We start from the raw sequence: 24,281 nt of genomic DNA on the forward strand, positions 1-24,281 counted from the left end.
GCCCCCGCGACGGGAGCGCCCTCCTTGTGCCTGCGGCCCGCGGCCGGCCACGGACGACCGCGCGCGGCCGCGCCGGTCAGCCCTTCTTGGCCGTACCCGCCTCGTCCTTCACCCCGGCCTCGGCCGGGGCCCCGGCCGCGCCGTCCTCGTCCGCGCCGCCGGGACCGGCGTCCCGCGGGCCGGGATCCGCCTTCGCGTCCGCGTCCCCCGCCTTGCCGGCGGGGCCGTCCACGGGCCCGGCCGCGTCGTCGGGGGTGTCCTTCTCGGCCCTGTCCGCGGCGCCGTCCGGGGCGGAGGCGGTCCTGCCGGTCCCGCCGGTCTCCGCCCCGGCCGCCGTCTCGCCCTCGGCGGGCAGGCCGCGCTCGACCTGGAGTTCGCGGCCCGGCCGCTTCTTCGCCGAGATCCAGATGTAGGCCACGGCGAGCAGGAAGACGAGCAGGGCCGTCCAGTCGTTCAGCCGCAGGCCCAGGATGTGGTGGGCGTCGTCGACGCGCATGTACTCGATCCAGCCGCGGCCCAGGCAGTACGCGGCGACATACAGGGCGAACGCCCGGCCGTGGCCCAGCTTGAAGCGGCGGTCGGCCCAGATCACCAGGAAGCCGACGCCGACGCACCACAGGGACTCGTAGAGGAAGGTCGGGTGGTAGTACCCGGGGACCCGGCCGTCCGTGGTCGAGGTGATGTGCAGCGCCCAGGGGACATGGGTCTCCCGGCCGTACAGTTCCTGGTTGAACCAGTTGCCCCAGCGGCCCAGCGCCTGGGCGAAGGCGATGCCCGGTGCCACCGCGTCGGCGTACGCGGGCATCGGCACCCCGCGGCGGCGGGCGCCGATCCACGCGCCGAGCCCGCCCAGCGCGATGGCGCCCCAGATGCCGAGGCCGCCCTCCCACACCTTGAAGGCGTTCACCCAGTCACGGCCCTCGCCGAAATACAGCTCGTAGTCCGTGATCACGTGGTAGAGCCGACCGCCCACCAGGCCGAACGGGACGGCCCAGACGGCGATGTCGGCCACCGTGCCGGACCGGCCGCCGCGGGCGACCCAGCGCTTGTTGCCGAGCCAGACGGCTACGAAGACGCCGATGATGATGCAGAACGCGTAGCCGCGCAGCGGAAGGGGACCGAGGTACACCACTCCGTGCGACGGGCTGGGAATGTAGGCAAGTTCCATGGCAGGGTCGACGCTACCGCAGCCGGAGCGGGCCCAGGACGAGCAGCCCGGCTACGGGTCCATAACGGGCCGCCGCCCGGGAACCGCACCGCCCGGGGACGCACCCGACCCTCACCGGACCCTTACCCGCGCCTTGCCCCGCTCCCACCCGGCGCGCGCTCATCCCTTGTCGGCCGCTTCGACCTGCTGCTTCAGCTTGGCCGGGGTCATCGACCGGTCCTCCAGGATGTTCTTGCCGTTCAGCAGGACGGTCGGGGTGCCCGAGAAGCCGCCGGACTGGAACGCCTGGTGGGACTTGTCGACCCAGCTGTCGTGCGTCCCCTTGTCGACACAGGCGCGGAAGGCCGGGGTGTCCAGGCCCTTCACCTTGCCGGCCAGCCGGATCAGCGTGGCGTTGTCGGCGAAGGCGTCGTCCGTCTCCTTGGGCTGGTTGTCGTAGAGCACGTCGTGGAAGGCCGGGAAGTGTCCGGCGTCCTGGGCGCAGGCCGCCGCGTTGGCCGCGCGCAGCGAGCCGCTGCCGCCGAGGTTGCCGTCGATCAGGCGGACCAGGTGGTACTCGACCCGGAGCTTGCCGGAGTCGACGAGGGAGTGCACCGTCGGCCGGTACGCCGCCTCGAACGCCTGGCAGGCCGGGCAGCGGAAGTCCTCCCACACGGTGAGCGTCGACCGGGCGCCGTCCTTGCCGACCGGGATCGCGAGACCGTCCTTGCCCTGCGCGCCCGAGGGCGCCGCGACCGGGCCCGCACTGCTGCTCTTGTCCTTGCCGGAGTTCGCGGCGAGCACGCCGATCACCGTCGCCAGGGCCAGCACGCAGACCACACTGGCGGCCACGATCAGCGTGCGCCGGCGCCGCTCCGAGGCCTTCTGCTTCTCGCGCTGGACCGCCAGCCGCTGCCGGGCGGTGCGCTTCGCGTCATGGTTCTTCTCGCTCACACCCCCAGAACGAACCGGGGAGGCGCATTGCGCCTCCCCGGTCCCAGGTCCACCCGTTCGAGTGACCGAATGTTCTGCTGTGTCCGTTCTGCGGCGTCCGCCGCGGCCGCGGCACCGCGTCCGGGCCGCGCGGCCCGTGCCCGGCTACGCCTGGCCGCGCACCCCGCGGGCCAGTTCGCCGGCCAGTTCCCGGACGGCCTCGACACCGGCGGCGGCGTCCGGGGCGTCCAGCATCCGCTTGACGAACGCCGAGCCGACGATGACACCGTCGGCGAAGCCCGCGACCTCCGCGGCCTGGGCCGGGGTGGAGACGCCGAGCCCGACGCAGACGGGCAGTCCCGTGCCGGTGCCGCGGGTGCGCCGCACCAGGTCCTGGGCCTGCGCGCCGACCGACTCGCGGGTGCCGGTGACCCCCATGAGCGAGGCGGCGTAGACGAAGCCGGAGCCGGCGGCGGTGATCTCGGTGAGCCGCTCGTCCTTGCTGCTGGGCGCCACCACGAAGACGGTCGCCAGACCGTGCTTGTCGGCGTGCTCGCGCCACAGCGCGGACTCCTGGACGGGCAGGTCGGGCAGGATGCACCCGGCGCCGCCCGCGTCGGCCAGCTCGGCGGTGAACCGCTCCACGCCGTAGCGGTCGATGGGGTTCCAGTACGTCATGACCAGGACCGGCTTGCCGGTGGCGGCGTGCGCCTCGCGGACCGTGCGCATGACGTCCGCGATCCGCACACCGCCGCGCAGGGCGATGTCGTCGGCGGTCTGGATGACCGGGCCGTCCAGGACCGGGTCGCTGTGCGGCAGCCCGACCTCCACGACGTCGGCACCGCCGTCGAAGACGGCCTTGATCGCCTCGATGCCGCCGTCCACGGTCGGGAAGCCCGCCGGGAGGTAGGCGATGAGCGCGGCGCGGTCCTCGGCGCGGGCGGCGGCGAGGGTGTCCGACAGAAGCTGGATGGTGCCGCTCACTTGGCGTCCCCCTCGATCTCGGCGGTGTCGGCCGCGTCGGCGGCCACCTCGGCGTCGGTGTCGTACAGGCCGAAGTAGCGGGCGGCGGTGTCCATGTCCTTGTCGCCGCGCCCGGAGAGGTTGACCACGAGCAGCCCGTCCGGGCCCAGCTCCCGGCCGACCTCCAGGGCACCGGCCAGCGCGTGGGCGCTCTCGATGGCCGGGATGATGCCCTCGGTGCGCGACAGCAGACGCAGCGCCCGCATGGCGGCGTCGTCGGTGACGGCGCGGTACTCGCCGCGGCCGGAGTCCTTGAGGTAGGAGTGCTCGGGGCCGATGCCCGGGTAGTCGAGCCCGGCCGAGATGGAGTACGGCTCGGTGATCTGGCCCTCGTCGTCCTGGAGGACGTAGGAGCGGGAGCCGTGCAGCACACCGGGCTCGCCCGCGGTCAGGGTCGCCGCGTGCTCGCCGCTCTCCACGCCGTGCCCGGCCGGCTCGCAGCCGATCAGGCGGACGCCGGTGTCGGGGATGAAGGCGTGGAAGAGGCCGATGGCGTTGGAGCCGCCGCCGACACACGCGACGGCGGCGTCCGGCAGCCGTCCGGCGCGCTCCAGGAGCTGGCGGCGCGCCTCGACGCCGATGACCCGGTGGAAGTCGCGGACCATGGCCGGGAAGGGGTGCGGTCCGGCGACGGTGCCGAACAGATAGTGGGTGCGGTCGACGTTGGCGACCCAGTCGCGGAACGCCTCGTTGATGGCGTCCTTCAGGGTGCGGCTGCCGGACTTCACGGCCACGACCTCGGCGCCGAGCATGCGCATCCGGGCCACGTTCAGGGCCTGCCGCTCGGTGTCGATCTCGCCCATGTAGATCGTGCAGTCCAGGCCGAACAGGGCGCAGGCGGTGGCGGTGGCGACGCCGTGCTGTCCTGCGCCGGTCTCCGCGATCACCCGTGTCTTGCCCATGCGCTTGGTGAGCAGCGCCTGGCCGAGCACGTTGTTGATCTTGTGGGAGCCGGTGTGGTTGAGGTCCTCGCGCTTGAGGAACACCCGGGCGCCGCCCGCGTGTTCGGCGAAGCGGGGCACCTCGGTCAGGGCGCTGGGCCGGCCGGTGTAGTGGACGAGCAGATCGTCCAGCTCACGGGCGAAGGCGGGGTCGGCCTTCGCCTTGTCGTACTCGACGGCGACCTCGTCCACGGCGGCGACCAGGGCCTCCGGGATGAACTTGCCGCCGTACGCGCCGAAGTAGCCCTCGGCGCTGGGGACCTGACCGTCCTGGTCGGGGAAGAAGAATTCGCTGGGCATGCCAGAACCTCACGGTGAGTGCGTGGGACAACACTGTGCGCCGTGGGGGCGGGACGGCGTCCGGCGGCGGGCCGGACGCGGTTGCTCGCGCCCCGTCAGGGGCGCTGCCATCGACGGCCGTTGACCTGCCCCGGTTCGGCACCGATGACGTACCGGACGCGCCGGCCGTGCACCCGCCGCGCCGGGGCGCGGCAGCCCCGGGGGCGGCAGCCGCGCGCCAGGCGCGCGTGCCGGTCGGCGGTCGTCATGGTGAGCGTCATCGGTGCCCAGCCTACCGGCGTCTCAGCCGCGGCCGTGCCGCAGTGCGGGGTGCGCCCCGGCGGCCACCAGGTCGGCGACGGCCGTCCTCGGGTCGCGGCCGGTGACCAGGGACTCGCCGACCAGGACGGCGTCGGCGCCGGCGTTGGCGTAGGCGATCAGGTCGTGCGGGCCGCGGACCCCGGACTCGGCGACCTTGACGACGCTGTCCGGGATCTCCGGCGCGACGCGCTCGAAGGTGTCGCGGTCGACCTCCAGCGTCCGCAGGTTGCGCGCGTTGACGCCGATCACCTTGGCGCCGGCGTCCACCGCGCGCTCGACCTCGTCCTCGTCGTGGACCTCCACGAGCGGGGTGAGCCCGATGGACACGGCGCGCTCGATCAGCGACTCCAGGGCCGGCTGGTCGAGGGCGGCGACGATCAGCAGGGCGAGGTCGGCGCCGTAGGCACGGGCCTCCCACAGCTGGTACGACGTGACGATGAAGTCCTTGCGCAGCACGGGGATGTCCACGCGGGCGCGGACGGCCTCCAGGTCGGCGAGCGAGCCGCCGAAGCGGCGCTGCTCGGTCAGGACCGAGATGACGGAGGCGCCGCCCGCCTCGTAGTCGGCGGCGAGTCCGGCCGGGTCGGCGATCGCGGCCAGCGCGCCCTTGGACGGGCTGGAGCGCTTGACCTCGCAGATCACCTTGACGCCGTCGCCGCCGAGCGCGGCGAGCCCGTCCTTGGCGGCCGGCGCCTTCGCCGCGCGCTCCTTGAGCTCGTCGAGGCTGACGCGCGCCTGCCGCTCCGAAAGGTCGGCACGGACTCCGTCGATGATCTCGTCGAGCACACTCACGCGAGCGGCCCCCTTCCAGACGGTGGGATGTTCCAGCGGGTCGAGCGGCCTCCGGCGGGCCGCCTGCGGCGGATCGTGCGGATCTGGCGGATCAAGCGGGCGGAACCGGTGGTCACTGCGATGGTATCCGCAGGAGGGGCGAGGGCTCGCATCCGGCCGACCGCGGTCCCATTACCTGGACAGACACCGGACGATCAAGGGTGGAGCCAGCCGCCGAACGGCAGGTTCCGGACAATGGCGAAGAGCGCGAACAGGGCGCCCAGGCTCCACAGGAGCGCCGGGGGCGGCGTGAGACGCAGGGGGCGCCCGCGGATCGCGTGGACGGTCCACAGGGTCCACAGCACGGCGAAGGCCAGATAGCCGAGGACGGCCGGGGCATTGTCCCGCAGGGCCGTGAGGAGGTCGCCGTGGGCGAAGGCGTGGGCGCTGCGCAGTCCGCCGCAGCCGGGGCAGTACAGGCCGGTGAGGCGCAGCAGCGGGCAGGCGGGGTAGTGCCCCGGCTCGCCGGGGTCCACCACCGCGACGTACGCGAAGGCACCGGCGACGGCCGCGAGCACCGCGCCGGGTACGGCGAGCCGTCCGAGCACCTGTCCGGGACGCGCCCCGGGAGCCGTCCCGTCGTCGCGGGCGCCCCGGGGGCCGGGGACGGGCGTCCGGCCGCGCGGCGCCCGCTGACTGTCTGCGTTCACCTGTCGCATTCTGCCCGCGGCGCGCATCCCGCGCGCGCGGGATGCGCGGCGGGCGCGTCGCACACACGCGTGAGGGGCGGCTGCCGGCCGCCCCTTCCCGTCGTGCCGCGCGGTCCGCGCCGAGGCTGTCAGCCCTTGGCGCCGGCCGGGGCGCCCTTGGCGGCCACCTGGTGCACCGGGTGCTCGTTCTTCTGACCCATGCCCATCAGGCGCATGACGCCGCCGACGACACCGCCGAGCAGCACGATGCCCATGCTGACCCAGAAGCCGACGGGCTGGGCCATCACCATGAAGGCGCCACCGGCGCAGAAACCGATGAAGGCGATGATGACACCGGTCCAGGCGGCCGGGGTGTGACCGTGGCTGCTGCCCGCCATGACTTGCTCCTCGTTGCTTGTACGTCGCTTGTGCGGCGCCGGTACGGATCCGAGCCGGATGCTCGGATCCATTGTCCCGTACGCGTGCACGCGACGTGAGCGGGGGTCGCTCCTCGCGACCCGTTTCATCCCATCGGGAAGGCGGACCGGCCGGGCGGCGGTCAGGCGGGGCCCGTGCCGGTCGGGTCCTCGCCGCGGTCGAGGGCCTTCCAGAGGTCCTCGGGCCGGTCGGGGTCGAGGGGCTTGGCCGCGCGGGGGCGCGGCGCGCCGGAGCGTTCGTAGCGGCCGGACATCGCGGGCCACGACCTGCCGTAGCGCAGGGCCAGCAGACCGGCGAGCAGGAGCAGCACGCCGCCGGCCGCGGCGACGTAGGGCCAGCCGGTGTGACTGAGCGAGGCGGCGGTCGCGGCGGTGTCGCCGGACGCCTGCGCGGCCCTCTCGTCGAGCGCGCCGCCGTCGGAGGCGCCGTTGAGGGCGGCGGCGACGGTACCCGCGCCGGAGAGCGCGAGCAGGGCGGCGACCAGCACGCGCCCGGAGCGGCGGACCGCGAAGACGGCGACCAGCGCGGCCAGTCCCACGACGGCGAGCGCCGCGGGCACGCCCGTGATGTCGCTGCCCTTGGCGGTCAGCGGGAAGGCCCCGCCGGCCACCGACGCGGTGCCCTCCGCCCAGCGCTGCCGGGAGGCCAGCAGCGCCACGGCGGCGCCGGCCGCCCCGCACAGCAGGGCGACGGCGAGGCTGCGGCGGCCGGAGCGGGCGGCGGCGGCCTCGGGACGGGGGTGAGGTACGGCAGTCACGTACTCCACTATCGCCTGCGCGGCGGGCGGAGCGTCACCCGGGGTTCCGTGAGATGCGCCCCACCGGCCGCGCGCGCCGCCCGCAGCGGCCCTACGGGGCCAGCCGGTTGGCGGTGTGGACCGCGCGCAGCACGGCGGCGGCCTTGTTGCGGCACTCGGTGTCCTCGGCGACCGGGTCGGAGTCGGCGACGATGCCCGCGCCCGCCTGGACGTAGGCGGTGCCGTCGCGCAGCAGGGCGGTGCGGATGGCGATGGCGGTGTCGGAGTCCCCGGCGAAGTCGAGGTAGCCGACGCAGCCGCCGTACAGGCCGCGCCGGGAGGGTTCGAGCTCGTCGATGATCTGGAGGGCGCGCGGCTTGGGCGCGCCGGAGAGGGTGCCGGCCGGGAAGCAGGCGGTGAGCACGTCGAAGGCGGTGCGGCCGGCGGCGACGCGGCCGGTCACGGTGGAGACGATGTGCATCACGTGCGAGTAGCGCTCGATGGACATGAAGTCGACGACCTCGACGGAGCCCGGTTCGCAGACCCGGCCCAGGTCGTTGCGGCCGAGGTCGACGAGCATCAGGTGCTCGGCGCGCTCCTTGGGGTCGGCGAGGAGTTCGTCGGCGAGGGCCTGGTCCTGCTGCGGGGTGGCGCCGCGCGGCCGGGTACCGGCGATGGGGTGGACCATGGCCCGCCCGTCCTCCACCTTGACCAGCGCCTCGGGCGAGGAGCCGACGACGTCGAAGCCGTCGAGGCGGAACAGGTACATGTACGGCGAGGGGTTGGTGGCCCGCAGCACCCGGTAGACGTCCAGGGCGCTCGCCGTGCACGGCGTCTCGAACCGCTGCGAGGGCACGACCTGGAACGCCTCGCCCGCGCGGATGCGCTCCTTGACGTCCTCCACGGCCGCCCGGAAGTCGGCGCCGCCCCAGCGGGCGGTGTACTCGGGCAGCTCGGAGGGCGGCAGCGCGGCCGGGGGCTGGGCGACGGGCCGGGACAGGTCGGCCTCCATCGCGTCGAGGCGGGCGACGGCGTCCGCGTACGCCTCGTCGACGCCGGTGTCGAGGTCGTTGTGGTTGATCGCGTTGGCGATCAGCAGGACCGTGCCGTCCCAGTGGTCGAGGACGGCCAGGTCCGAGGTGAGCAGCATGGTCAGCTCGGGCAGCTTCAGGTCGTCGCGCTCGCCGGGGCCGACCTTCTCCAGGCGGCGCACGATGTCGTAGCCGAGGTAGCCGACCATGCCGCCGGTGAAGGGCGGCAGGCCCAGGTCCTGGGCGAGGTCGCGCGGGGTGTGCAGGGCCTCGACGGTGGCCCGCAGGGCGGCGAGCGGGTCGCCCTCGACGGGGACGCCGACCGGCGGGCTGCCCAGCCAGTGGGTGCGGCCGTCGCGCGCGGTGAGCGTGGCGGAGCTGCGGACGCCCACGAAGGAGTAGCGGGACCAGGAGCGGCCGTTCTCCGCGGACTCCAGCAGGAAGGTGCCGGGGCGCTCGGCGGCGAGCTTGCGGTAGAGCGCGACGGGGGTGTCGCCGTCGGCGAGGAGCTTGCGGGTGACCGGGATGACGCGGCGGTCGCCGGCCAGCTTGCGGAAGGTGTCGAGGTCCATGGCGGCCGACCCTACTGATCCGCGGCCGGTGCGCCGGAATCCGCGCGGCCGGACGCCCCGTCCGGGGCGGACACGGAGGGCTCGGCGGACGCGGCGGACGCGTCCGGTCCGGCGGTGGCGTCCGCGCGCAGCACGTCGGCGTCGAAGCAGGTGCGGTCGCCGGTGTGGCAGGCGGCGCCGACCTGGTCGACCTTGACCAGCAGGGTGTCGGCGTCGCAGTCCAGCGCGACCGACTTCACCCACTGGACGTGCCCTGAGGTGTCGCCCTTGACCCAGTACTCGCGGCGGCTGCGCGACCAGTAGGTGCAGCGTCCGGTGGTCAGGGTGCGGTGCAGCGCCTCGTCGTCCATCCAGCCGAGCATGAGCACCTCGCCGGTGTCGTACTGCTGGGCGATGGCGGGGACGAGTCCGTCGGCGCCGCGCTTGAGCCGCGCGGCGATCTCGGGGTCGAGGCTGCTGGACCGGGCGGTGCCGGGCGTGCTGGTCATGGGTGCCATTGTGCCGCGCGGGAGCGGCGGACCGGGCGACGGTCCGGTGGGCGGACGGGCCGGGGGGTCGTAGGCTGACAGCATGTCGACCTTCGCCAAGCGTGAACGGCTTCTGCTCGCCGACCTCTTGGAAACCGCGGGGCCCGAGGCACCCACCCTCTGCGAGGGCTGGCGCACCCGTGATCTCGCGGCGCACGTGGTGGTGCGCGAGCGGCGCCCGGACGCGGCCGGCGGCGCGCTGATCAAGCCGCTGGCGGGGCGTCTGGAGAAGGTGCTGGAGGAGTACGCGGCGAAGCCGTACGAGGAGCTGATCCAGCTCATCAGGACTGGGCCGCCGCGGTTCTCACCCTTCCAGCTCAAGCAGGTGGACGAGGCGGCCAACACGGTCGAGTTCTATGTGCACGCCGAGGACGTGCGGCGGGCGCAGCCCGACTGGGCGCCGCGCGAGCTGGACCCGGTCTTCCAGGAGGCCCTGTGGTCGCGTCTGGAGCGCACCGCGCGGCTGCTGGGCCGGGGCATCCCGACGGGTCTGGTGCTGCGCCGGCCCAACGGCCAGACGACCGTCGCCCATCGCGGGACCCCGGTGGTCACGGCGACGGGCGAGCCGGCGGAGCTGCTGCTGTTCGCCTTCGGCCGGCAGGGCAAGGCCCGGGTGGAGCTGGAGGGCGAGCAGGACGCCATCGCGAAGGTCTCGGAGACCAGGCAGCTGGGGTTCTGATCCCGGCGGGTCCGGTCCTCAGGGGAGTTCGGCGCGGCGCAGGTCGCGGGCGCCCAGGACGACGAGTCCGGCCAGGCCGCTGATCGCGGCGCAGCCCGCGAAGACGGGACCGGTGTCCCACAGGGCGACGCCCGCGCCGACCAGCGGGAAGGTGAGCGGCGCGACGCCGAACCCGACGAGCGTGGAGACCGAGGTGACCCGGCCGAGGTAGGCGGCGCCCGCGCGGGCCTGGACCAGGGCCCCGCACAGTGCTCCGGCGAGGCCCGCGCTCACGCCGATGAGCAGGGCCGTGACGGCGGCCGCGGGTACGGACGGCATCAGGGCCAGGGCGGCGACCGCGACGGCGGAGACGACGTTGGCGAGGGCGGCCACCGCCCCGGCGCGCGGTATCCGGCCGCGCCAGGTGAGCAGGAGCGAGGCCGCCCCGGCGCCGGTGCCGAAGCCGGCGAGCACCCAGCCGAGGCCGGAGGTCCCCCAGTCGCGCTGCTGGGCGAGCAGGGTGAGGCCGAGGTTCATCGGGCCGACGAAGCCGAGGTCGCTGAGGGCGATGGCCAGGACCAGGGGGCGCAGGACGGGGTCCTTGCGGATGTGGCGCAGGCCGTCGCGCAGTTCGGCGCCGAGGGCGCGCCGGGCGGGTTCGGCGGTACCGGGGGCGGGGCCGCCGACCCGCACCAGGAACAGCAGCGGCAGGGACATGCCGACGAGGAGGGCGGCGAGGCCGAAGGCCCCCGCGGTGCCGCCGAGGGCGACGCCCAGGCCGCCGAGCGGGCCGCCGAGGACGTTGGCGAGGCGGACGGCGAGGCCGCGCATGCCCTGGACGCGGGCGAGCTGGTCGCGGGCGGCGATCCGGCCGGGCAGGGCGCCCGCGGCGGGCAGGAAGACGGCGTCGACGAGCCCGAAGAGCACGGCGACCGCGCCCAGCGTCCACAGCCCGGGGCTCGCGACCAGCAGCAGGACGGCCGCGGTCAGCACGAGGGCGGAGCGGACGGCGGTGCTGCCGAGGACCACCCGGCGCGGCCCGTAGCGGTCGGCCACCACTCCCCCGCCCAGCATCAGCAGGGCGCGGGGCAGCGCCCCGGCGGCGGTGACGAGCCCGGCCTGCGCGGGGGTGCCGGACTGGACGGCCGCCCAGGACAGGGCGATGTAGTAGACGTTGTCGCCGACCGCGGAGGAGAGGTATCCGCCGAGCCAGCGCAGGACGTTGGGGTCGCGGTGGGCGGGTCTGCCGTGCGGTGCGGCGGCCGGGGGCGTGAGCGTGGTGGTCACGGCGGTACGTCCTCTCAGACGCGGCGGGCCGGGCTCCCGGCATCGGGGCCGGGGCCGGGCGCGGGGGCGGCGGGGTCAGGTGCGGAACGGGAAGCCGTACGTGTGCACCGCGACGTTCTCGCGGCCCTCGGTGTCACCGGCGGCGACGGCGGCCCGGCCGCGCTCCTCGTACTCGCGGACGAGGCCGTACATGCGCCGGGACAGCTCGGCCAGTTCCCGGGAGGTGAGCTTGAGCAGCCATTCGGAGGAGTCGGCCGCCTGGCTCCACTCGGAGCCCCAGTGGACGCGCTCGTCGAGGAAGCGCCGGTACAGGTCGGCGCGCTGGTCGAAGAAGAGGCGGCTCGCGGCGGTGTGCGCGGCGGCCTTCTCGGGGGCGTCCGAGAAGTCCTCGTCGTGGATGGAGACGCCGTCGCTGGCGGGCTGCCACCAGCGCTCGCGGCCGTCCGCGGTCTGCGGCTCGGCCTGCTCGATCAGCCCGTGCTCGGCCAGCTTGCGCAGGTGGTAGCTGACCAGGGAGACGGCCTCGTCGACCTGCTCGGCGAGCTGGGAGGCGGTCGCCGTACGGGCGATGGTCAGCGCGCGGTAGAGCTGCATGCGCAGCGGGTGGGCGATCGCCTTGAGCGTGCCCAGGTCCTGGATCCGGCGGTCTCGTTCCCTGTCCGTCATGACCGCAACGCTAGATGCGCAGGAAAAGTTGCACAACTAGTTTTGCGCAACTTCTCTTGCGCAATTTTCCTTGCGGATCCGCGCGCGAAAAAGCCCCGGCCGCCCTGCGGCAGCCGGGGCTCCGGGCCCGCCGGGTCACCGCACGGGGTGCCCGGCCTCCCGCAGCGTCTCCTTGACCTGGCCGATGCGCAGATCACCGAAAGTGGAACACCGAGGCCGCGAGGACCGCGTCCGCGCCCGCCGCGACGGCCGGCGGGAAGTCGGCGAGCCGGCCGGCGCCGCCGGAGGCGATCACCGGGACGGTGACGTGCTTGCGGACGGCCGCGATCATCTCCAGGTCGTAGCCGTCCTTGGTGCCGTCCGCGTCCATGGAGTTGAGCAGGATCTCGCCCGCGCCCAGCTCGGCGGCGCGGTGCGCCCACTCCACCGCGTCGATGCCGGTGCCGCGCCGCCCGCCGTGGGTGGTCACCTCGAAGGTCCCGGCCCCGGTGCGGCGCGCGTCGACCGACAGGACCAGCACCTGGCGGCCGAAGCGCTCGGCGATCTCCCGGATCAGGTCCGGGCGGGCGATGGCCGCCGTGTTGACGCCCACCTTGTCGGCGCCCGCCCGCAGCAGCCGGTCCACGTCCTGCGCGGTGCGGACGCCGCCGCCGACCGTGAGCGGGATGAACACCTGCTCGGCGGTGCGGCGCACCACGTCGTACGTGGTCTCCCGGTCGCCGGAGGACGCGGTGATGTCCAGGAACGTCAGCTCGTCGGCGCCCTCGGCGTCGTACACCTTGGCCATCTCGACGGGGTCGCCCGCGTCGCGCAGGTTCTGGAAGTTGACGCCCTTGACGACCCGGCCGTTGTCCACGTCCAGGCAGGGGATGACTCGGACCGCCAGGGTCATGAATCGGGCTCCTCTGATCTTCCTCTGAATGCTTCGAGTTCCACCGAGACCAGGACGCGCGGGTCGACGAAACCGTCCACGACGAGCAGCGTCGCCACCGGGCGCACCGCGTCGAACAGCTCCTTGTGGGCGCGGCCCACACCGTCCATATCCCGGGCATGGCCGAGATACATACGGGTCCGGATCACGGACTCCACGCCGAGCCCGAACGCGCCGATCGCCTCCACCGCGCTGGCGAAGGCGGTCCGCGCCTGCTCGTACGGGTCGCCCTCCCCGTACAGGACGTCGCCCCGGAAGGCGGTGGTGCCCGCCACCAGGACGAGGTCCCCCGCCGCGACGGCCCGTGCGAATCCGAACGTCTCTTCCCAGGGAACTCCGCTCTGCACGCGCCGTACGGCATCGGACGTCATGACGACACTTCCTCCAGGGCCTCTTCGAGCGTGAACGCCTTCGCGTACAGGGCCTTCCCGACGATGGCGCCCTCGACACCGAGCGGCACCAGCGCGGCCAGCGCGCGCAGGTCGGCGAGCGAGGAGACGCCGCCGGAGGCCACCACGGGGCGGTCGGTGGCCGCGCAGACGTTCTTCAGCAGTTCCAGGTTGGGGCCCTGGAGGGTGCCGTCCTTGGCGATGTCGGTGACGACGTAGCGGGCGCAGCCCTCCTTGTCCAGGCGCGCCAGCGTCTCGTAGAGGTCGCCGCCGTCGCGGGTCCAGCCGCGCCCGCGCAGTGTGGTGCCGCGCACGTCCAGGCCGACGGCGATCCGGTCGCCGTGCCGGGCGATGACCTCGGCGACCCACTCGGGGGTCTCCAGGGCGGCGGTGCCCAGGTTGACGCGGGTGCAGCCGGTGGCGAGGGCGGCGGCGAGGGTGTCGTCGTCGCGGATGCCGCCGGACAGCTCGACCTTGATGTCCATGGCTTCGGCGACCTCGGCGATCAGGGCGCGGTTGTCGCCGGTGCCGAACGCGGCGTCCAGGTCGACCAGGTGCAGCCACTCGGCGCCGGAGCGCTGCCAGGCGAGGGCGGCCTCCAGCGGGGAGCCGTAGGAGGTCTCGGTCCCGGACTCGCCGTGCACGAGGCGGACGGCCTGGCCGTCGCGGACGTCGACGGCGGGCAGGAGTTCGAGCTTCGAAGCCATCACAGGGTTCCGATCCAGTTGTTCAGCAGCTGCGCTCCGGCGTCGCCGGACTTCTCGGGGTGGAACTGGGTGGCCCACAGGGCGCCGTTCTCCACGGCGGCCACGAAGGGCGTGCCGTGGGTGGCCCAGGTGACCTTGGGGGCGCGCATCGCCGGGTTGACGGTCTCCAGCTGCCAGTCCTGGACGGCGTAGGAGTGCACGAAGTAGAAGCGGGCGGCGGCGTCCAGACCGGCGAACAGCTCGGAGTCCTCGGGCGCCTCGACGGTGTTCCAGCCCATGTGCGGGACGACGTCGGCGGCCAGCGGCGCGACCGTACCGGGCCACTCGTCCAGGCCCTCGGCCTCCACCCCGTGCTCGATGCCGCGCGCGAAGAGGATCTGCATGCCGACGCAGATGCCCATGACCGGGCGGCCGCCGGACAGCCGGCGGTCGATGATCCAGTCGCCGCGGGCCTCCTTCAGGCCGCGCATGCAGGCGGCGAAGGCGCCGACGCCGGGGACCAGCAGGCCGTCGGCGGCCATCGCGCGGTCGAAGTCACGGGTGATCTCGACCTCGGCGCCGGTGCGGGCCAGCGCCCGCTCGGCGGAGCGGACATTGCCGAAGCCGTAGTCGAAGACCACGACCTTCTTGGCGCCGCCGGTGCTCAATTCCACACCTCCAGCCGCAGCACGCCCGTGAAGATGCACATCGCCGCGCCGAGCGAGAGCAGCACGATCAGGCTCGTGGGCATCTTCTGCTTGGCGAAGGAGTAGACGCCGCCGGCCAGGAAGAGGCCGAGGACGATCAGGATGGTGGAGAAGCTGTTCATGGCGGTTACAGGGCGCCCTTCGTCGAAGGCAGGATGCCGGCCGCGCGCGGGTCGCGCTCCGAGGCGTAGCGCAGGGCCCGCGCCAGCGCCTTGAACTGGCACTCGACGATGTGGTGGGCGTTGCGTCCGTAGGGCACGTGCACGTGCAGCGCGACCTGGGCCTGGGCGACGAAGGACTCCAGGATGTGCCGGGTCATCGTGGTGTCGTACTCGCCGATCATCGGCGCCATCTTCTCGGGCTCGGTGTGCACGAGGTAGGGGCGGCCGGAGAGGTCGACGGTGACCTGGGCGAGGGACTCGTCCAGCGGGACCGTGCAGTTGCCGAAGCGGTAGATGCCCACCTTGTCGCCGAGCGCCTGCTTGAAGGCGGCGCCCAGCGCGAGGGCGGTGTCCTCGATGGTGTGGTGGGAGTCGATGTGCAGGTCGCCGTCGGTCTTGACGGTCAGGTCGAACAGACCGTGCCGGCCGAGCTGGTCGAGCATGTGGTCGTAGAAGCCGACACCGGTGGCGATGTCGGTCCTGCCGGTGCCGTCGAGGTCGATCTCGACCAGGACGGAGGTCTCCTTGGTGGTGCGCTCCACGCGCCCGACGCGGTTCATCCGCTCTGCTCCTGTTCCTTCTTGAGATCGCGCACCGCATCGAGGAACGCGTCGTTCTCGGCCGGGGTCCCCGCGGTGACCCGCAGCCATCCCGGTACGCCGTTGTCCCGGACCAGGACGCCCCGGTCGAGGATCCGCCGCCAGGCGTCGTGGGAGTCCTCGAACCGCCCGAACTGGACGAAGTTGGCGTCCGACTCGGTGACGTCGCAGCCGATCGCCCGCAGCTCGCCGACGAGCCGGTCCCGCTCGGACTTCAGCTGCTCGACGTAGCCGAGCAGCGTGTCGGTGTGTTCCAGCGCGGCCAGCGCGGTGACCTGGGTGATCGCCGAGAGGTGGTACGGCAGCCGGACGAGCTGGAGGGCGTCCACCACCGCGGGGTGCGCGGCCAGATAGCCCAGGCGCAGCCCGGCGGCGCCGAACGCCTTGGACATGGTCCGGGAGACCACCAGATGGGGCCGGCCCTCCAGCAGCGGCAGCAGCGAGGCGCCGTGGCTGAACTCGACGTACGCCTCGTCGACGACGACCATGGTCGGCTTCACCGCCTGCGCGGCCTCGTAGAGCGCGAGGACCGTGTCGGCCGGGACCGCGTTGCCGGTGGGGTTGTTGGGGGTGGTGACGAAGACGACGTCGGGCCGGTGCCCGGCGACGGCCTTCTCGGCGGCGGCCACGTCGATGGTGAAGTCCGCGCCGCGCGGCCCGGAGATCCAGCCGGTGCCGGTGCCGCGCGCGATCAGCGCGTGCATCGAGTACGAGGGCTCGAAGCCGATCGCGGTGCGGCCGGGGCCGCCGAAGGCCTGGAGGAACTGCTGGATGACCTCGTTGGAGCCGTTGGCCGCCCAGACGTTCTCCGGGCCGACGCGGTGGCCGCCGGTGCGGGTCAGGTACGTCGCCAGTGCGGTGCGCAGCTCGACCGCGTCCCGGTCCGGGTAGCGGTTGAGACCGCGGGCCGCCTCGCGGACCCGCTCGGCGATCCGTTCGACGAGGGGTTCGGGCAGCGGGTAGGGGTTCTCGTTGGTGTTCAGCCGTACGGGGACGTCCAGCTGGGGCGCGCCGTAGGGGGACTTGCCGCGCAGCTCGTCGCGTACGGGGAGGTCGTCGATGCCGAAGTTCACTGGTTGGCCGGTACCTTCCATCCGAACCTCGCCTTGATCGCCGCGCCGTGCGCGGGCAGGTCCTCGGCCTCGGCCAGCGTCACCACGTGGTGGGCGACCTCGGCGAGGGCGTCGCGCGTGTAGTCGACGATGTGGATGCCGCGCAGGAAGGACTGCACGGACAGGCCCGAGGAGTGGCAGGCACAGCCGCCGGTGGGCAGCACGTGGTTGGAGCCGGCCGCGTAGTCGCCGAGCGAGACGGGCGCCCAGGGGCCGATGAAGATCGCGCCGGCGTTGCACACCCGGTCGGCGACCGCGGCGGCGTCGGCGGTCTGGATCTCCAGGTGCTCGGCGCCGTACGCGTCGACCACCTTCAGGCCCTCCGCCACGCCGTCGACCAGGACGATCGCGGACTGCCTGCCGGACAGCGCCGGGCGGATGCGGTCCTCGACGTGCTTGGTGGCGGCGACCTGGGGCGCCAGCTCCTTGTCCACCGCGTCCGCCAGCTCGGCGGAGTCGGTGACCAGGACGGCGGCGGCCAGCGGGTCGTGCTCGGCCTGGCTGATCAGGTCGGCGGCGACGTGCGCCGGGTCGGCGGTGGCGTCGGCGAGGACCGCGATCTCGGTGGGCCCGGCCTCGGCGTCGATGCCGATACGGCCGGTGAAGTAGCGCTTGGCGGCGGCGACCCAGATGTTGCCGGGGCCGGTGACCATGTTCGCGGGCGGGCAGGACTCGGTGCCGTAGGCGAACATCGCGACGGCGGTGGCGCCGCCCGCGGCGTACACCTCGTCGACGCCGAGCAGGGCGCAGGCGGCGAGGATCGTCGGGTGCGGCAGTCCGCCGAACTCGGCCTGGGCCGGGGAGGCGAGCGCGATGGACTCGACACCGGCCTCCTGTGCGGGCACCGCGTTCATGATCACCGAGGACGGGTAGACCGACCGGCCGCCGGGCGCGTAGAGCCCGACCCGCTCGACCGGGACCCACTTCTCGGTGACCGAGCCGCCGGGGACGACCTGGGTGGTGTGCGTGGTGCGGCGCTGCTCGCGGTGGACCAGACGGGCCCGGCGGATGGACTCCTCCAGGGCGGCGCGCACCGCGGGGTCCAGCTCCGCCAGGGCGTCCTTGATCGCCTGGGCCGGAACCCGCACGGATTCCAGCCGTACCCCGTCGAACTTCTCGGCGAAGTCGATCAGTGCCGCGTCCCCGCGATGATGCACGGCCTCGCAGATCGGGCGCACCTTCTCCAGGGCGGCCTGTACGTCGAAGTCGGCTCGGGGCAGCAGGTCACGCAGGGCGGGGCCCTCGGGAAGGGCGTCGCCGCGCAGATCGATTCGGGAGATCACGGTTCCAATTCTCTCAGACCGCGCTCCGGGCCCGTGCGCCCGTATCAATGGCTGATACAGAGCCCGGGAGCGCACGGTTCCGGCCTTCCGGTACAAGTCGGAAGATCCGCTTCACATTCCGCGTTCAGACCGTCACACAACGGGCATCACCGGTTGTACAAAACGACCGAACTCACGGGTAGCAGGGAAAGAAGGGAAGAAACGTGACCGAGGGGACCGGCAGCCGTGCCGGGGACCTGCCGGACGACCTGACCGACGTCGAGGCCGGGATGTGGCAGGCCTTCCGCAACGGCAGCGTGTACGACCTGCGCGGCGGCGACGCGGCGGTGGACGATCCGCACGGACTGCACCCGTGGGGGCCGCAGCGGAGCGTCCGCGCGCGGGTGGTCTGCTGGCTGCTGCTGGACGGACCGCCCGCGCTCGCCGGGCGTGTCTCCTCCCTGAAGCTGACCGGACTGCGCATCACCGGCACGCTGGACCTGGCCGGGGGCACGGTGGTGCCCTACGTCGAGATGACGGGCTGCCGCTTCGAGAACGAGGTGCTGCTGCCCGAGGCCCGCTTCACCACCGTGCGCCTGGTGGACTGCGCGGTGCCGCGCCTGGAGGCGGCGCGGGTGCACACCGAGGGCGATCTGCACCTGCCCCGCTGCCGCTTCCTGGCCGGCGTCCGGCTCACCGACGCGCGCATCGGCACGGACCTGCTGCTCAACCAGGCCAGCGTGCACCACGACCGCGCCGGGCGGTCGATCGCCGCCGACGGGCTCACCGTCGGCCAGGACCTCCAGGCCGAGATGCTCCAGGCGCACGGCGAGGTGAGCCTGCGCAGCGCGAAGATAGGCGCCTCGCTGAGCCTGCGCGGCGCCCGGCTGGCCGGCCCGTACACGCGCTTCGCGCTGAACGCGCCGCAGCTGACGGTCGGGCGCACCCTGTACCTGACCCCGGCCGCCCTCGGCTCCCCGCTGCTGAGCGGGGTCACCCCGGCGCGCGGGACGCGGATCCAGCACTTCGAGTGCCAGGGCGGGGTGCGGCTGGACGACGGGCGCTTCGGCGAGGCCGTCGACCTGGAGGGCGCGCGGTTCGCTCTCACCGACGAGCAGGCGCTGTCGCTGCGCCGGGTGCAGGCGCCCGAGCTGCGCTTCCTCGGGGAGCGGCTGCCGCGCGGCCAGGTGGTGCTGTCCGGGGCGCGGATCTCCACCCTCGTCGACCGGGCGGCCGGCTGGCCAGGACCCGGCTGTCTGCACATGGGCGGCTTCGTCTACGAGAACCTCGTGCCGCGCGGCCCGTTCCCGCTGGCCGAGCGCCTCGGCTGGGTGGCGGCGGCGACCGCCGAGTACAACCCGGAGCCGTACGAGCGGCTGGCCGCGGTGCTGCGCGAGGCCGGGGAGGACGAGGACGCGCGCGAGGTGCTGCTCGCCAAGCACCGCCGCCGCCGCGAGACGCTGCCGCCCGCGGCCAGGCTCTGGGGCTATGTGCAGGACGGGACGGTGGCCTACGGCTACCGGCCGGGCCGGGCCGCGGTGTGGATGACGGTGCTGTGGGCGGCGGGCTCGCTCGCCTTCGCGCACGCGGGCCGGCCCGCCGCCGGGCCCGGCGCGGGCGACCACCCGCCGTGGAACCCGGCGCTGTACGCGCTCGACCTGCTGCTCCCGGTCATCGACTTCGGCCAGGTCAGCCAGTGGCAGCTCAGCGGCGGCTGGCAGTGGCTCGCGGCGGCGATGGTCATGGCGGGCTGGACCCTGGCCACCACGGTGGCCGCGGGCGCGACCCGGCTGCTGCGCCGCAGCTGAGCCCGCCCGAGGCGGGGCGCCCCGCCCGGCCGTACGCCCCTGCCGTACGCCCCTGCCGCAGGCCCGCGCACGCCGGTGCGCACGCCGGTGCGCACGCCGCCGCCGGGACGTCCGGACGGCGTCCGGACACCTGATGGGCAGTCACCTCTTTACCCGACCTTGACCGGCCGCCGTACAACCTTCACCGGCTTCCCCCCACCCTCTGGCGCGTCCGCGACCTGCGTCTTTCAATGGTCGACACCATGGCTCTGCTGCCCCCCTTCATCCGCCCCACCCGGATGCCGCGAAGCGGGCGCCCCACCGTCGGGGCCGCCCCCGCCACCGGACTGCCCGCCGACGACGAGGTGCTTCTCGACGCGCCCGACGAACGCCTCGGTCCGGCCCTGGTCGCCGCCGCCCGCGGCTCGTACGGACCCGCCGCCGCGCTGCTCGCCGGTACCCGGGAGCGCGCCGAGTGGGAGGACCGCGACCGCTACGCGCGTCATCTGGCCGCGTTCGCGCGCTCGCGCGGCGAGTGGCTGGACGCCTGGGGCGCCGCCGCCCCCGGCGACCCGGACGCGCTGCTGGTCGCCGCCCAGCTCGCGGTGGACCGCGCCTGGCCCTCACCGGCCCGCGCCGATCTGCTGCGCGAGGTCAGCCCGCTGATCACCGCCGCGGCCCGCGCCGACGACCGGGACCCGGTGCCCTGGCGGGTCGCCCTCGACCACGCGCGCGGCAGCCGCGCCGGGCACCGCTACTTCGAGGAGCTGTGGGAGGCGGCCGTCCGCCGCGCCCCGCACCACCACGGCTGCCATGTGGCCGCCCTGCGCTATCTGGCCGCCCACGGCCCGCACGGCGCGCACCGCGAGTGCTTCGACTTCGCCGACCGGGCGGCCCAGGACGCCCCCGCGCACGCCCTGGTGCAGGGCCTGCCGCTGCGGGCCGCCCTCGCCTGCCTGGCCGCCGGGCGCGGGGCCGAGGTGGGGCGGGCCCGGCTGGACGCGGCGGCGGACCGGGCCATCGCGCTGTCCGCGCTGCTCCCGGCGGCGGCGCCCGCTCCGGCGGAGCTGCGCAATCTGCTGACGTACGTCCTGGTCCGGCTGGGCCGCCACCGGGACGCGCTGGCGCAGTTGCGGCTCATCGGCCCCTACGCCACGTCCTTCCCCTGGGACCGGGTGTCCGACGATCCGCTCGGACTGTTCCTGGAACTGCGCGCCGACGTCCGCTCGATGCCCCTGCCGGGTGCCCCGGGCGGCACCGGAACCGGGCGCGGCGGACGCGCCGGATCGCGGGACCATTAGGCTTTTGCGCCGTGACCACCGTCCGGCTTCCGCTCTTCCCCCTGAACTCGGTGCTGTTCCCGGGGCTGGTGCTGCCTCTGAACGTGTTCGAGGAGCGCTACCGCGCCATGCTGCGCACCCTGCTCAAGACTCCCGAGGACGAGCCGCGCCGGTTCGCCGTCGTGGCGATCCGCGACGGCCACGAGGTGGCGCCCAGCGCCCCCGGCCTGCCGGATCCGACCGCCGTGCCCGAGCGCGGCCCCACGGCCGGCTTCGGGCCCGACCCCGCCAAGGCGTTCCACGGCGTGGGCTGTGTGGCGGACGCGGCGACGATACGGGAGCGCTCCGACGGCAGCTTCGAGGTGCTGGCCACCGGCACCACCCGGGTGCGGCTGCTGTCGGTGGACGCCTCGGGGCCGTTCCTCACCGCCGAGCTGGAGGAGCTGCCCGAGGAGCCGGGCGACGAGGCGGGTGCCCTGGCCGAGGGGGTGCTGCGGTCCTTCCGCCAGTACCAGAAGCGGCTGGCCGGGGCGCGCGAGCGGTCCCTGGCCACGGGCGCGGAACTCCCGGACGAGCCGAGCGTGGTGTCGTACCTGGTGGCGGCGGCCATGGTGCTGGACACCCCGACCCGGCAGCGGCTGCTCCAGGCCCCGGACACCTCCTCGCGGCTGCGCGACGAGCTGCGGCTGCTGCGCTCGGAGACGTCGATCATCCGCAGCCTGCCGTCGCTGCCGGCCCAGGAGCTGACCCGCGGTCCGACCAGCTTCAACTGACACCGAGACACGGCACGCCGAGCAGAAGCCGAGCAGAAGCCGAGCAGAAAGAGCAGCGCCGGATGGCGAAGAAGGCGAAGAAGCAGCAGTCGGGCGGGACGCCCGCGACGGTGGCGCTGGCCGCGGCGGGCGTGGCCCACACCGTGCACTCCTACGACCACGATCCCGCCCACCCCTCCTACGGCGAGGAGGCCGCCGAGGCGATGGGCGTCTCGCCGGAGCGGGTGTTCAAGACGCTGGTCGCGGACGTCGACGGCGCGCTGACGGTGGCCGTGGTCCCGGTCGCGGGCTCGCTCGACCTGAAGGCCCTGGCGTCGGCGGTCGGCGGCAAGCGCGCGGCGATGGCGGACCCGGCCCTCGCGGAGCGCACCACGGGCTATGTCCGCGGCGGCATCAGCCCGCTGGGCCAGCGCAAGCGGCTGCCCACCGTCCTGGACGCCTCGGCCACGGCCCACGGCACGATCTGCGTCTCGGCCGGGCGGCGCGGCCTGGAGGTCGAACTCGCCCCGGCGGACCTGGCCCGCCTGACCGGGGCGGTACTGGCCCCGATCGGCCGGACCTGACCCCGCCCCCTCCGCTCCCGCTCACGGCCCACGGCTCCCCCGCTCCGGGATCCCGGTCCCTGCTGCCTGCTGCCTGCTTCGGTGAGCGGGGTCCGGCCGCCCGGCAGGTGATTCCGGGGAGGCGCTCCGACGCGTGCGGAGGGCCGGACCGCGGGCCGCCGTCCCGGCTCCCGGTTCCCGGTTCCGGCGAGTCGGCCTGGGGGTCCGGCTGTCCGCCGGGGCGGTTGCGGTGCCGGTGGGCAGCGGCCGGTGCGGGCAGTCCGGTGGGCAGCTACGGCGTCGGCGGAGCGCTCTCCTGGGGGCCGCCGGCCGGATCAGCGACCGGGCCCTGGGCCGGGCCCTGCTCGTACGGGCCCTGCTCGTACGGGTCCGGGTCGCGCGGGCCGAACAGGGCCGTGAGCGCCAGATGCACCACCAGCGCGGCCAGCGGCCAGGCCAGGAGGGCGCCCGTGGCGCCGAGGTGGAGCGGGGCCGGGAAGGTCTTGCCCTGGCCCACGGCCCTGGCGTGCGCGAAGATGTCCTGCTGGGGGCCGAGCCACACGCCCAGGCGCCAGGCCAGCAGCGAGCCGAGGAGGCCGCCGACGCAGAGGGCCACCACCAGGGGCACTCCCCCGCGGCGGCGCGAGAGGAAGACGGCCACGGCGCTCAGCACGCCCAGTCCGACGGCCAGCAGCGTGAACGTTCCGTCGATGCCGATCGCCTGTTCGCCCTCGACGTCCTTGAGGTAGATGGCCCAGCTGTCCTGGGTGACGGTCCCGACCATGAGCACCCGCGGGGCCAGCCACAGCCACAGCAGGCCCAGCAGTACGCCGCCGAGCGCCACGGCCACCGTGACCACGGCGGCCTCCCGCAGCTCGGCCCGTATCCCGGGGCCGTCCTGTGCGTACGACGAGCCCTCCGTCCCCGCTCCGCTCCCCGGTGCCCGCCAGGAGCGGGCGTACTCCTGCTCCTCGGCGCTCGGCCCGTCCTGCGGCGCGGGCCCGGACGGCTGCGGCGCCGGGGGCCCGGCGTCCTCGCCGGACGAGGAGGGCTGCGAGGACGGAGAGGACGGCGAGGACGAGGCGGGCCGCCGGTTCGGCGGCGTGGGGGGAGTCAACGGAGCGCTCACCCTGTCATCGTGCCAGGTGACTCTGTGGGCCGCGTCACCGGACGGCCGCCCGGCGGTAGGCCCAGGTCGCCACGGCCAGCGAGACCACGCCGACCCCGGCGCACACGGCCATGTCGATGCCGACCCACGCCCAGTCGGGGTGGTCGGCGAAGCTGCGGGTGTACGCCTCCACGCCGTAGGTCGACGGCAGCAGGGCGCGTGCGAGCCGGATCAGCTCCGGCATCCGCTCGGGCGGCAGCACACCGAGCAGCAGCGCCGCCGACATGCCCAACTGCCCCAGCAGCGTGGCCAGTTCCTGGCGGTCCGCGAGCAGCCCGCAGGCGGCGCCGAGCCCGGAGAGGGCCGCGCCCGCGAGCGGGATCACCGCCACGAGCACCCACAGGTTGCCCAGCGGCAGCCCGAACAGCGCGCACCCGAAGACCGCCGTCACCAGCGTCCCCGGCACGGTGAAGGACGCGTACGCCGCCGCCGCGCCGAGCACCACGGCCGCGGGCGGCACCGGCAGCGTCGCGTAGTGGTCGAGCCCGCCGCTGGCGCGCAGCTGGCCGAAGTACTGCGCGAGCAGGTTGAGCGCGACATAGGCGACGACGACGATCGACGCGCCCGCCACCACCGACCGGGCCTCGCCGCCGCCGCTGACCACGCCCCGCATCATGACCATGATGCCGACGGACTGGAAGGTCGCCACGAACAGCAGCGGGATCCGGGCCACCCGCGCCCGGGACAGCTGGGCCCGGTAGACGGCCGCGAGGGAGGGCCACAGCCGGGCCCGCGGCGCGAGCTCGGCGACCGCCACCCGCCGCGCGGGGCCGGTGTCCTGCGCGGCCGGCACGGCGGCCGGCACATCGGCGGATACGACACTCACGTGGAACTGCTCCTTATCGCTTTCCGCTCCGCGGCGTGG

General features: G+C 74.4%; 27 protein-coding genes and 1 pseudogene. 5 read left to right on the forward strand and 23 right to left on the reverse strand.

Annotated elements, in window-relative coordinates; all coding sequences use genetic code 11:
* Positions 1 to 76 precede the first annotated feature (76 nt).
* The 11 genes from lgt to hisI form a co-directional block, all read right to left on the reverse strand.
* Positions 77 to 1,168, reverse strand: a complete 1,092-nt coding sequence (gene lgt / locus R4Z62_RS07750) for a prolipoprotein diacylglyceryl transferase (protein WP_079158868.1) — start codon at positions 1,166 to 1,168, stop codon at positions 77 to 79.
* 159 nt (positions 1,169 to 1,327) lie between these two features.
* Positions 1,328 to 2,101 (reverse strand): DsbA family protein, encoded by a 774-nt coding sequence (locus tag R4Z62_RS07755; protein ID WP_491519407.1) that lies wholly within the window; start codon positions 2,099 to 2,101, stop codon positions 1,328 to 1,330.
* A 144-nt stretch (positions 2,102 to 2,245) separates the two neighbouring features.
* Positions 2,246 to 3,064 carry a tryptophan synthase subunit alpha gene (gene trpA / locus R4Z62_RS07760; RefSeq protein WP_064532461.1) on the reverse strand — a complete coding sequence of 273 codons (819 nt, stop codon included), beginning with the start codon at positions 3,062 to 3,064 and terminating at the stop codon, positions 2,246 to 2,248.
* Entirely contained in the window at positions 3,061 to 4,344 is a 1,284-nt protein-coding gene (gene trpB, locus R4Z62_RS07765) for a tryptophan synthase subunit beta (RefSeq protein ID WP_064532465.1), read from the reverse strand. Before trpB ends, trpA begins: the two co-directional genes overlap by 4 nt.
* 95 nt (positions 4,345 to 4,439) lie before the next feature.
* On the reverse strand, positions 4,440 to 4,604 hold the full coding sequence (gene trpM / locus R4Z62_RS07770) for a tryptophan biosynthesis modulator TrpM (RefSeq protein WP_018567527.1): 165 nt from the start codon (positions 4,602 to 4,604) through the stop codon (positions 4,440 to 4,442).
* A 22-nt stretch (positions 4,605 to 4,626) separates the two neighbouring features.
* Entirely contained in the window at positions 4,627 to 5,436 is an 810-nt protein-coding gene (gene trpC / locus R4Z62_RS07775; protein ID WP_018567526.1) for an indole-3-glycerol phosphate synthase TrpC, read from the reverse strand.
* A 194-nt stretch (positions 5,437 to 5,630) separates the two neighbouring features.
* On the reverse strand, positions 5,631 to 6,134 hold the full coding sequence (locus R4Z62_RS07780) for a DUF2752 domain-containing protein (RefSeq protein ID WP_382844028.1): 504 nt from the start codon (positions 6,132 to 6,134) through the stop codon (positions 5,631 to 5,633).
* 119 nt (positions 6,135 to 6,253) lie between these two features.
* Complete coding sequence (locus tag R4Z62_RS07785; protein ID WP_018567524.1) at positions 6,254 to 6,502, reverse strand: HGxxPAAW family protein; 249 nt, start codon at positions 6,500 to 6,502, stop codon at positions 6,254 to 6,256.
* 161 nt (positions 6,503 to 6,663) lie between these two features.
* The gene (locus R4Z62_RS07790; RefSeq protein WP_064532469.1) at positions 6,664 to 7,308 is read right to left on the reverse strand and encodes a TIGR02234 family membrane protein; all 645 of its coding nucleotides are present in this window, start codon (positions 7,306 to 7,308) and stop codon (positions 6,664 to 6,666) included.
* 82 nt (positions 7,309 to 7,390) lie between these two features.
* Positions 7,391 to 8,881, reverse strand: coding sequence for an anthranilate synthase component I (locus R4Z62_RS07795; RefSeq protein WP_064532471.1), 1,491 nt, complete (start codon positions 8,879 to 8,881; stop codon positions 7,391 to 7,393).
* Between the two features lie 11 nt (positions 8,882 to 8,892).
* Complete coding sequence (gene hisI / locus R4Z62_RS07800; RefSeq protein WP_382844024.1) at positions 8,893 to 9,369, reverse strand: phosphoribosyl-AMP cyclohydrolase; 477 nt, start codon at positions 9,367 to 9,369, stop codon at positions 8,893 to 8,895.
* A gap of 82 nt (positions 9,370 to 9,451) precedes the next feature.
* Between hisI and R4Z62_RS07805 the strand changes: the two genes are divergently transcribed.
* Positions 9,452 to 10,087, forward strand: a complete 636-nt coding sequence (locus tag R4Z62_RS07805) for a TIGR03085 family metal-binding protein (protein ID WP_382844023.1) — start codon at positions 9,452 to 9,454, stop codon at positions 10,085 to 10,087.
* A gap of 18 nt (positions 10,088 to 10,105) precedes the next feature.
* On the opposite strand, the gene R4Z62_RS07810 is transcribed toward R4Z62_RS07805, so the two are convergent.
* From R4Z62_RS07810 to hisD, 10 genes and pseudogenes are all read right to left on the reverse strand, one after another.
* Positions 10,106 to 11,353: an MFS transporter gene (locus R4Z62_RS07810; protein ID WP_491519408.1), complete on the reverse strand. Its 1,248-nt coding sequence runs from the start codon at positions 11,351 to 11,353 to the stop codon at positions 10,106 to 10,108.
* 75 nt (positions 11,354 to 11,428) lie between these two features.
* Positions 11,429 to 12,019 carry an ArsR/SmtB family transcription factor gene (locus R4Z62_RS07815; RefSeq protein ID WP_491519409.1) on the reverse strand — a complete coding sequence of 197 codons (591 nt, stop codon included), beginning with the start codon at positions 12,017 to 12,019 and terminating at the stop codon, positions 11,429 to 11,431.
* A gap of 135 nt (positions 12,020 to 12,154) precedes the next feature.
* Positions 12,155 to 12,911, reverse strand: a pseudogene (gene hisF / locus R4Z62_RS07820) (imidazole glycerol phosphate synthase subunit HisF).
* Positions 12,908 to 13,321: a RidA family protein gene (locus tag R4Z62_RS07825; RefSeq protein ID WP_381743771.1), complete on the reverse strand. Its 414-nt coding sequence runs from the start codon at positions 13,319 to 13,321 to the stop codon at positions 12,908 to 12,910. Before R4Z62_RS07825 ends, hisF begins: the two are co-directional and overlap by 4 nt.
* Positions 13,318 to 14,046, reverse strand: a complete 729-nt coding sequence (priA, locus tag R4Z62_RS07830) for a bifunctional 1-(5-phosphoribosyl)-5-((5-phosphoribosylamino)methylideneamino)imidazole-4-carboxamide isomerase/phosphoribosylanthranilate isomerase PriA (RefSeq protein WP_018567515.1) — start codon at positions 14,044 to 14,046, stop codon at positions 13,318 to 13,320. Before priA ends, R4Z62_RS07825 begins: the two co-directional genes overlap by 4 nt.
* Positions 14,046 to 14,699: an imidazole glycerol phosphate synthase subunit HisH gene (gene hisH, locus R4Z62_RS07835; protein ID WP_381743769.1), complete on the reverse strand. Its 654-nt coding sequence runs from the start codon at positions 14,697 to 14,699 to the stop codon at positions 14,046 to 14,048. The genes priA and hisH overlap by 1 nt, the downstream gene beginning before the upstream one ends.
* Positions 14,690 to 14,854 carry a hypothetical protein gene (locus R4Z62_RS07840; protein ID WP_018567513.1) on the reverse strand — a complete coding sequence of 55 codons (165 nt, stop codon included), beginning with the start codon at positions 14,852 to 14,854 and terminating at the stop codon, positions 14,690 to 14,692. The genes hisH and R4Z62_RS07840 overlap by 10 nt, the downstream gene beginning before the upstream one ends.
* Positions 14,855 to 14,859: 5 nt before the next feature.
* Positions 14,860 to 15,453: an imidazoleglycerol-phosphate dehydratase HisB gene (hisB, locus tag R4Z62_RS07845; RefSeq protein ID WP_018567512.1), complete on the reverse strand. Its 594-nt coding sequence runs from the start codon at positions 15,451 to 15,453 to the stop codon at positions 14,860 to 14,862.
* Positions 15,450 to 16,565, reverse strand: coding sequence for a histidinol-phosphate transaminase (locus R4Z62_RS07850; protein WP_491519410.1), 1,116 nt, complete (start codon positions 16,563 to 16,565; stop codon positions 15,450 to 15,452). The genes hisB and R4Z62_RS07850 overlap by 4 nt, the downstream gene beginning before the upstream one ends.
* Positions 16,562 to 17,887, reverse strand: a complete 1,326-nt coding sequence (gene hisD / locus R4Z62_RS07855) for a histidinol dehydrogenase (protein ID WP_491519411.1) — start codon at positions 17,885 to 17,887, stop codon at positions 16,562 to 16,564. Before hisD ends, R4Z62_RS07850 begins: the two co-directional genes overlap by 4 nt.
* A 203-nt stretch (positions 17,888 to 18,090) precedes the next feature.
* Between hisD and R4Z62_RS07860 the strand changes: the two genes are divergently transcribed.
* The 4 genes from R4Z62_RS07860 to ybaK all read left to right on the forward strand — a co-directional run bounded on the left by R4Z62_RS07860 (position 18,091) and on the right by ybaK (position 22,269).
* A complete protein-coding gene (locus R4Z62_RS07860) occupies positions 18,091 to 19,674 on the forward strand; it encodes a hypothetical protein (RefSeq protein ID WP_064532491.1) in 1,584 nt (527 codons plus the stop codon).
* A gap of 230 nt (positions 19,675 to 19,904) precedes the next feature.
* Positions 19,905 to 20,954 (forward strand): hypothetical protein, encoded by a 1,050-nt coding sequence (locus R4Z62_RS07865; protein WP_355479835.1) that lies wholly within the window; start codon positions 19,905 to 19,907, stop codon positions 20,952 to 20,954.
* An 11-nt stretch (positions 20,955 to 20,965) separates the two neighbouring features.
* The gene (locus R4Z62_RS07870) at positions 20,966 to 21,706 is read left to right on the forward strand and encodes an LON peptidase substrate-binding domain-containing protein (protein ID WP_064532495.1); all 741 of its coding nucleotides are present in this window, start codon (positions 20,966 to 20,968) and stop codon (positions 21,704 to 21,706) included.
* A 62-nt stretch (positions 21,707 to 21,768) separates the two neighbouring features.
* A complete protein-coding gene (gene ybaK, locus R4Z62_RS07875; RefSeq protein ID WP_064532497.1) occupies positions 21,769 to 22,269 on the forward strand; it encodes a Cys-tRNA(Pro) deacylase in 501 nt (166 codons plus the stop codon).
* Between the two features lie 271 nt (positions 22,270 to 22,540).
* Here ybaK and R4Z62_RS07880 read toward each other — a convergent pair whose 3' ends face one another.
* Together R4Z62_RS07880 and R4Z62_RS07885 are read right to left on the reverse strand one after the other, a co-directional pair.
* Positions 22,541 to 23,377 carry a DUF2567 domain-containing protein gene (locus tag R4Z62_RS07880; protein WP_491519412.1) on the reverse strand — a complete coding sequence of 279 codons (837 nt, stop codon included), beginning with the start codon at positions 23,375 to 23,377 and terminating at the stop codon, positions 22,541 to 22,543.
* Between the two features lie 34 nt (positions 23,378 to 23,411).
* Positions 23,412 to 24,242: an ABC transporter permease gene (locus R4Z62_RS07885; RefSeq protein ID WP_491519413.1), complete on the reverse strand. Its 831-nt coding sequence runs from the start codon at positions 24,240 to 24,242 to the stop codon at positions 23,412 to 23,414.
* Positions 24,243 to 24,281: the final 39 nt, after the last annotated feature.

The organism is Streptomyces sp. PL-25 (assembly GCF_058344915.1).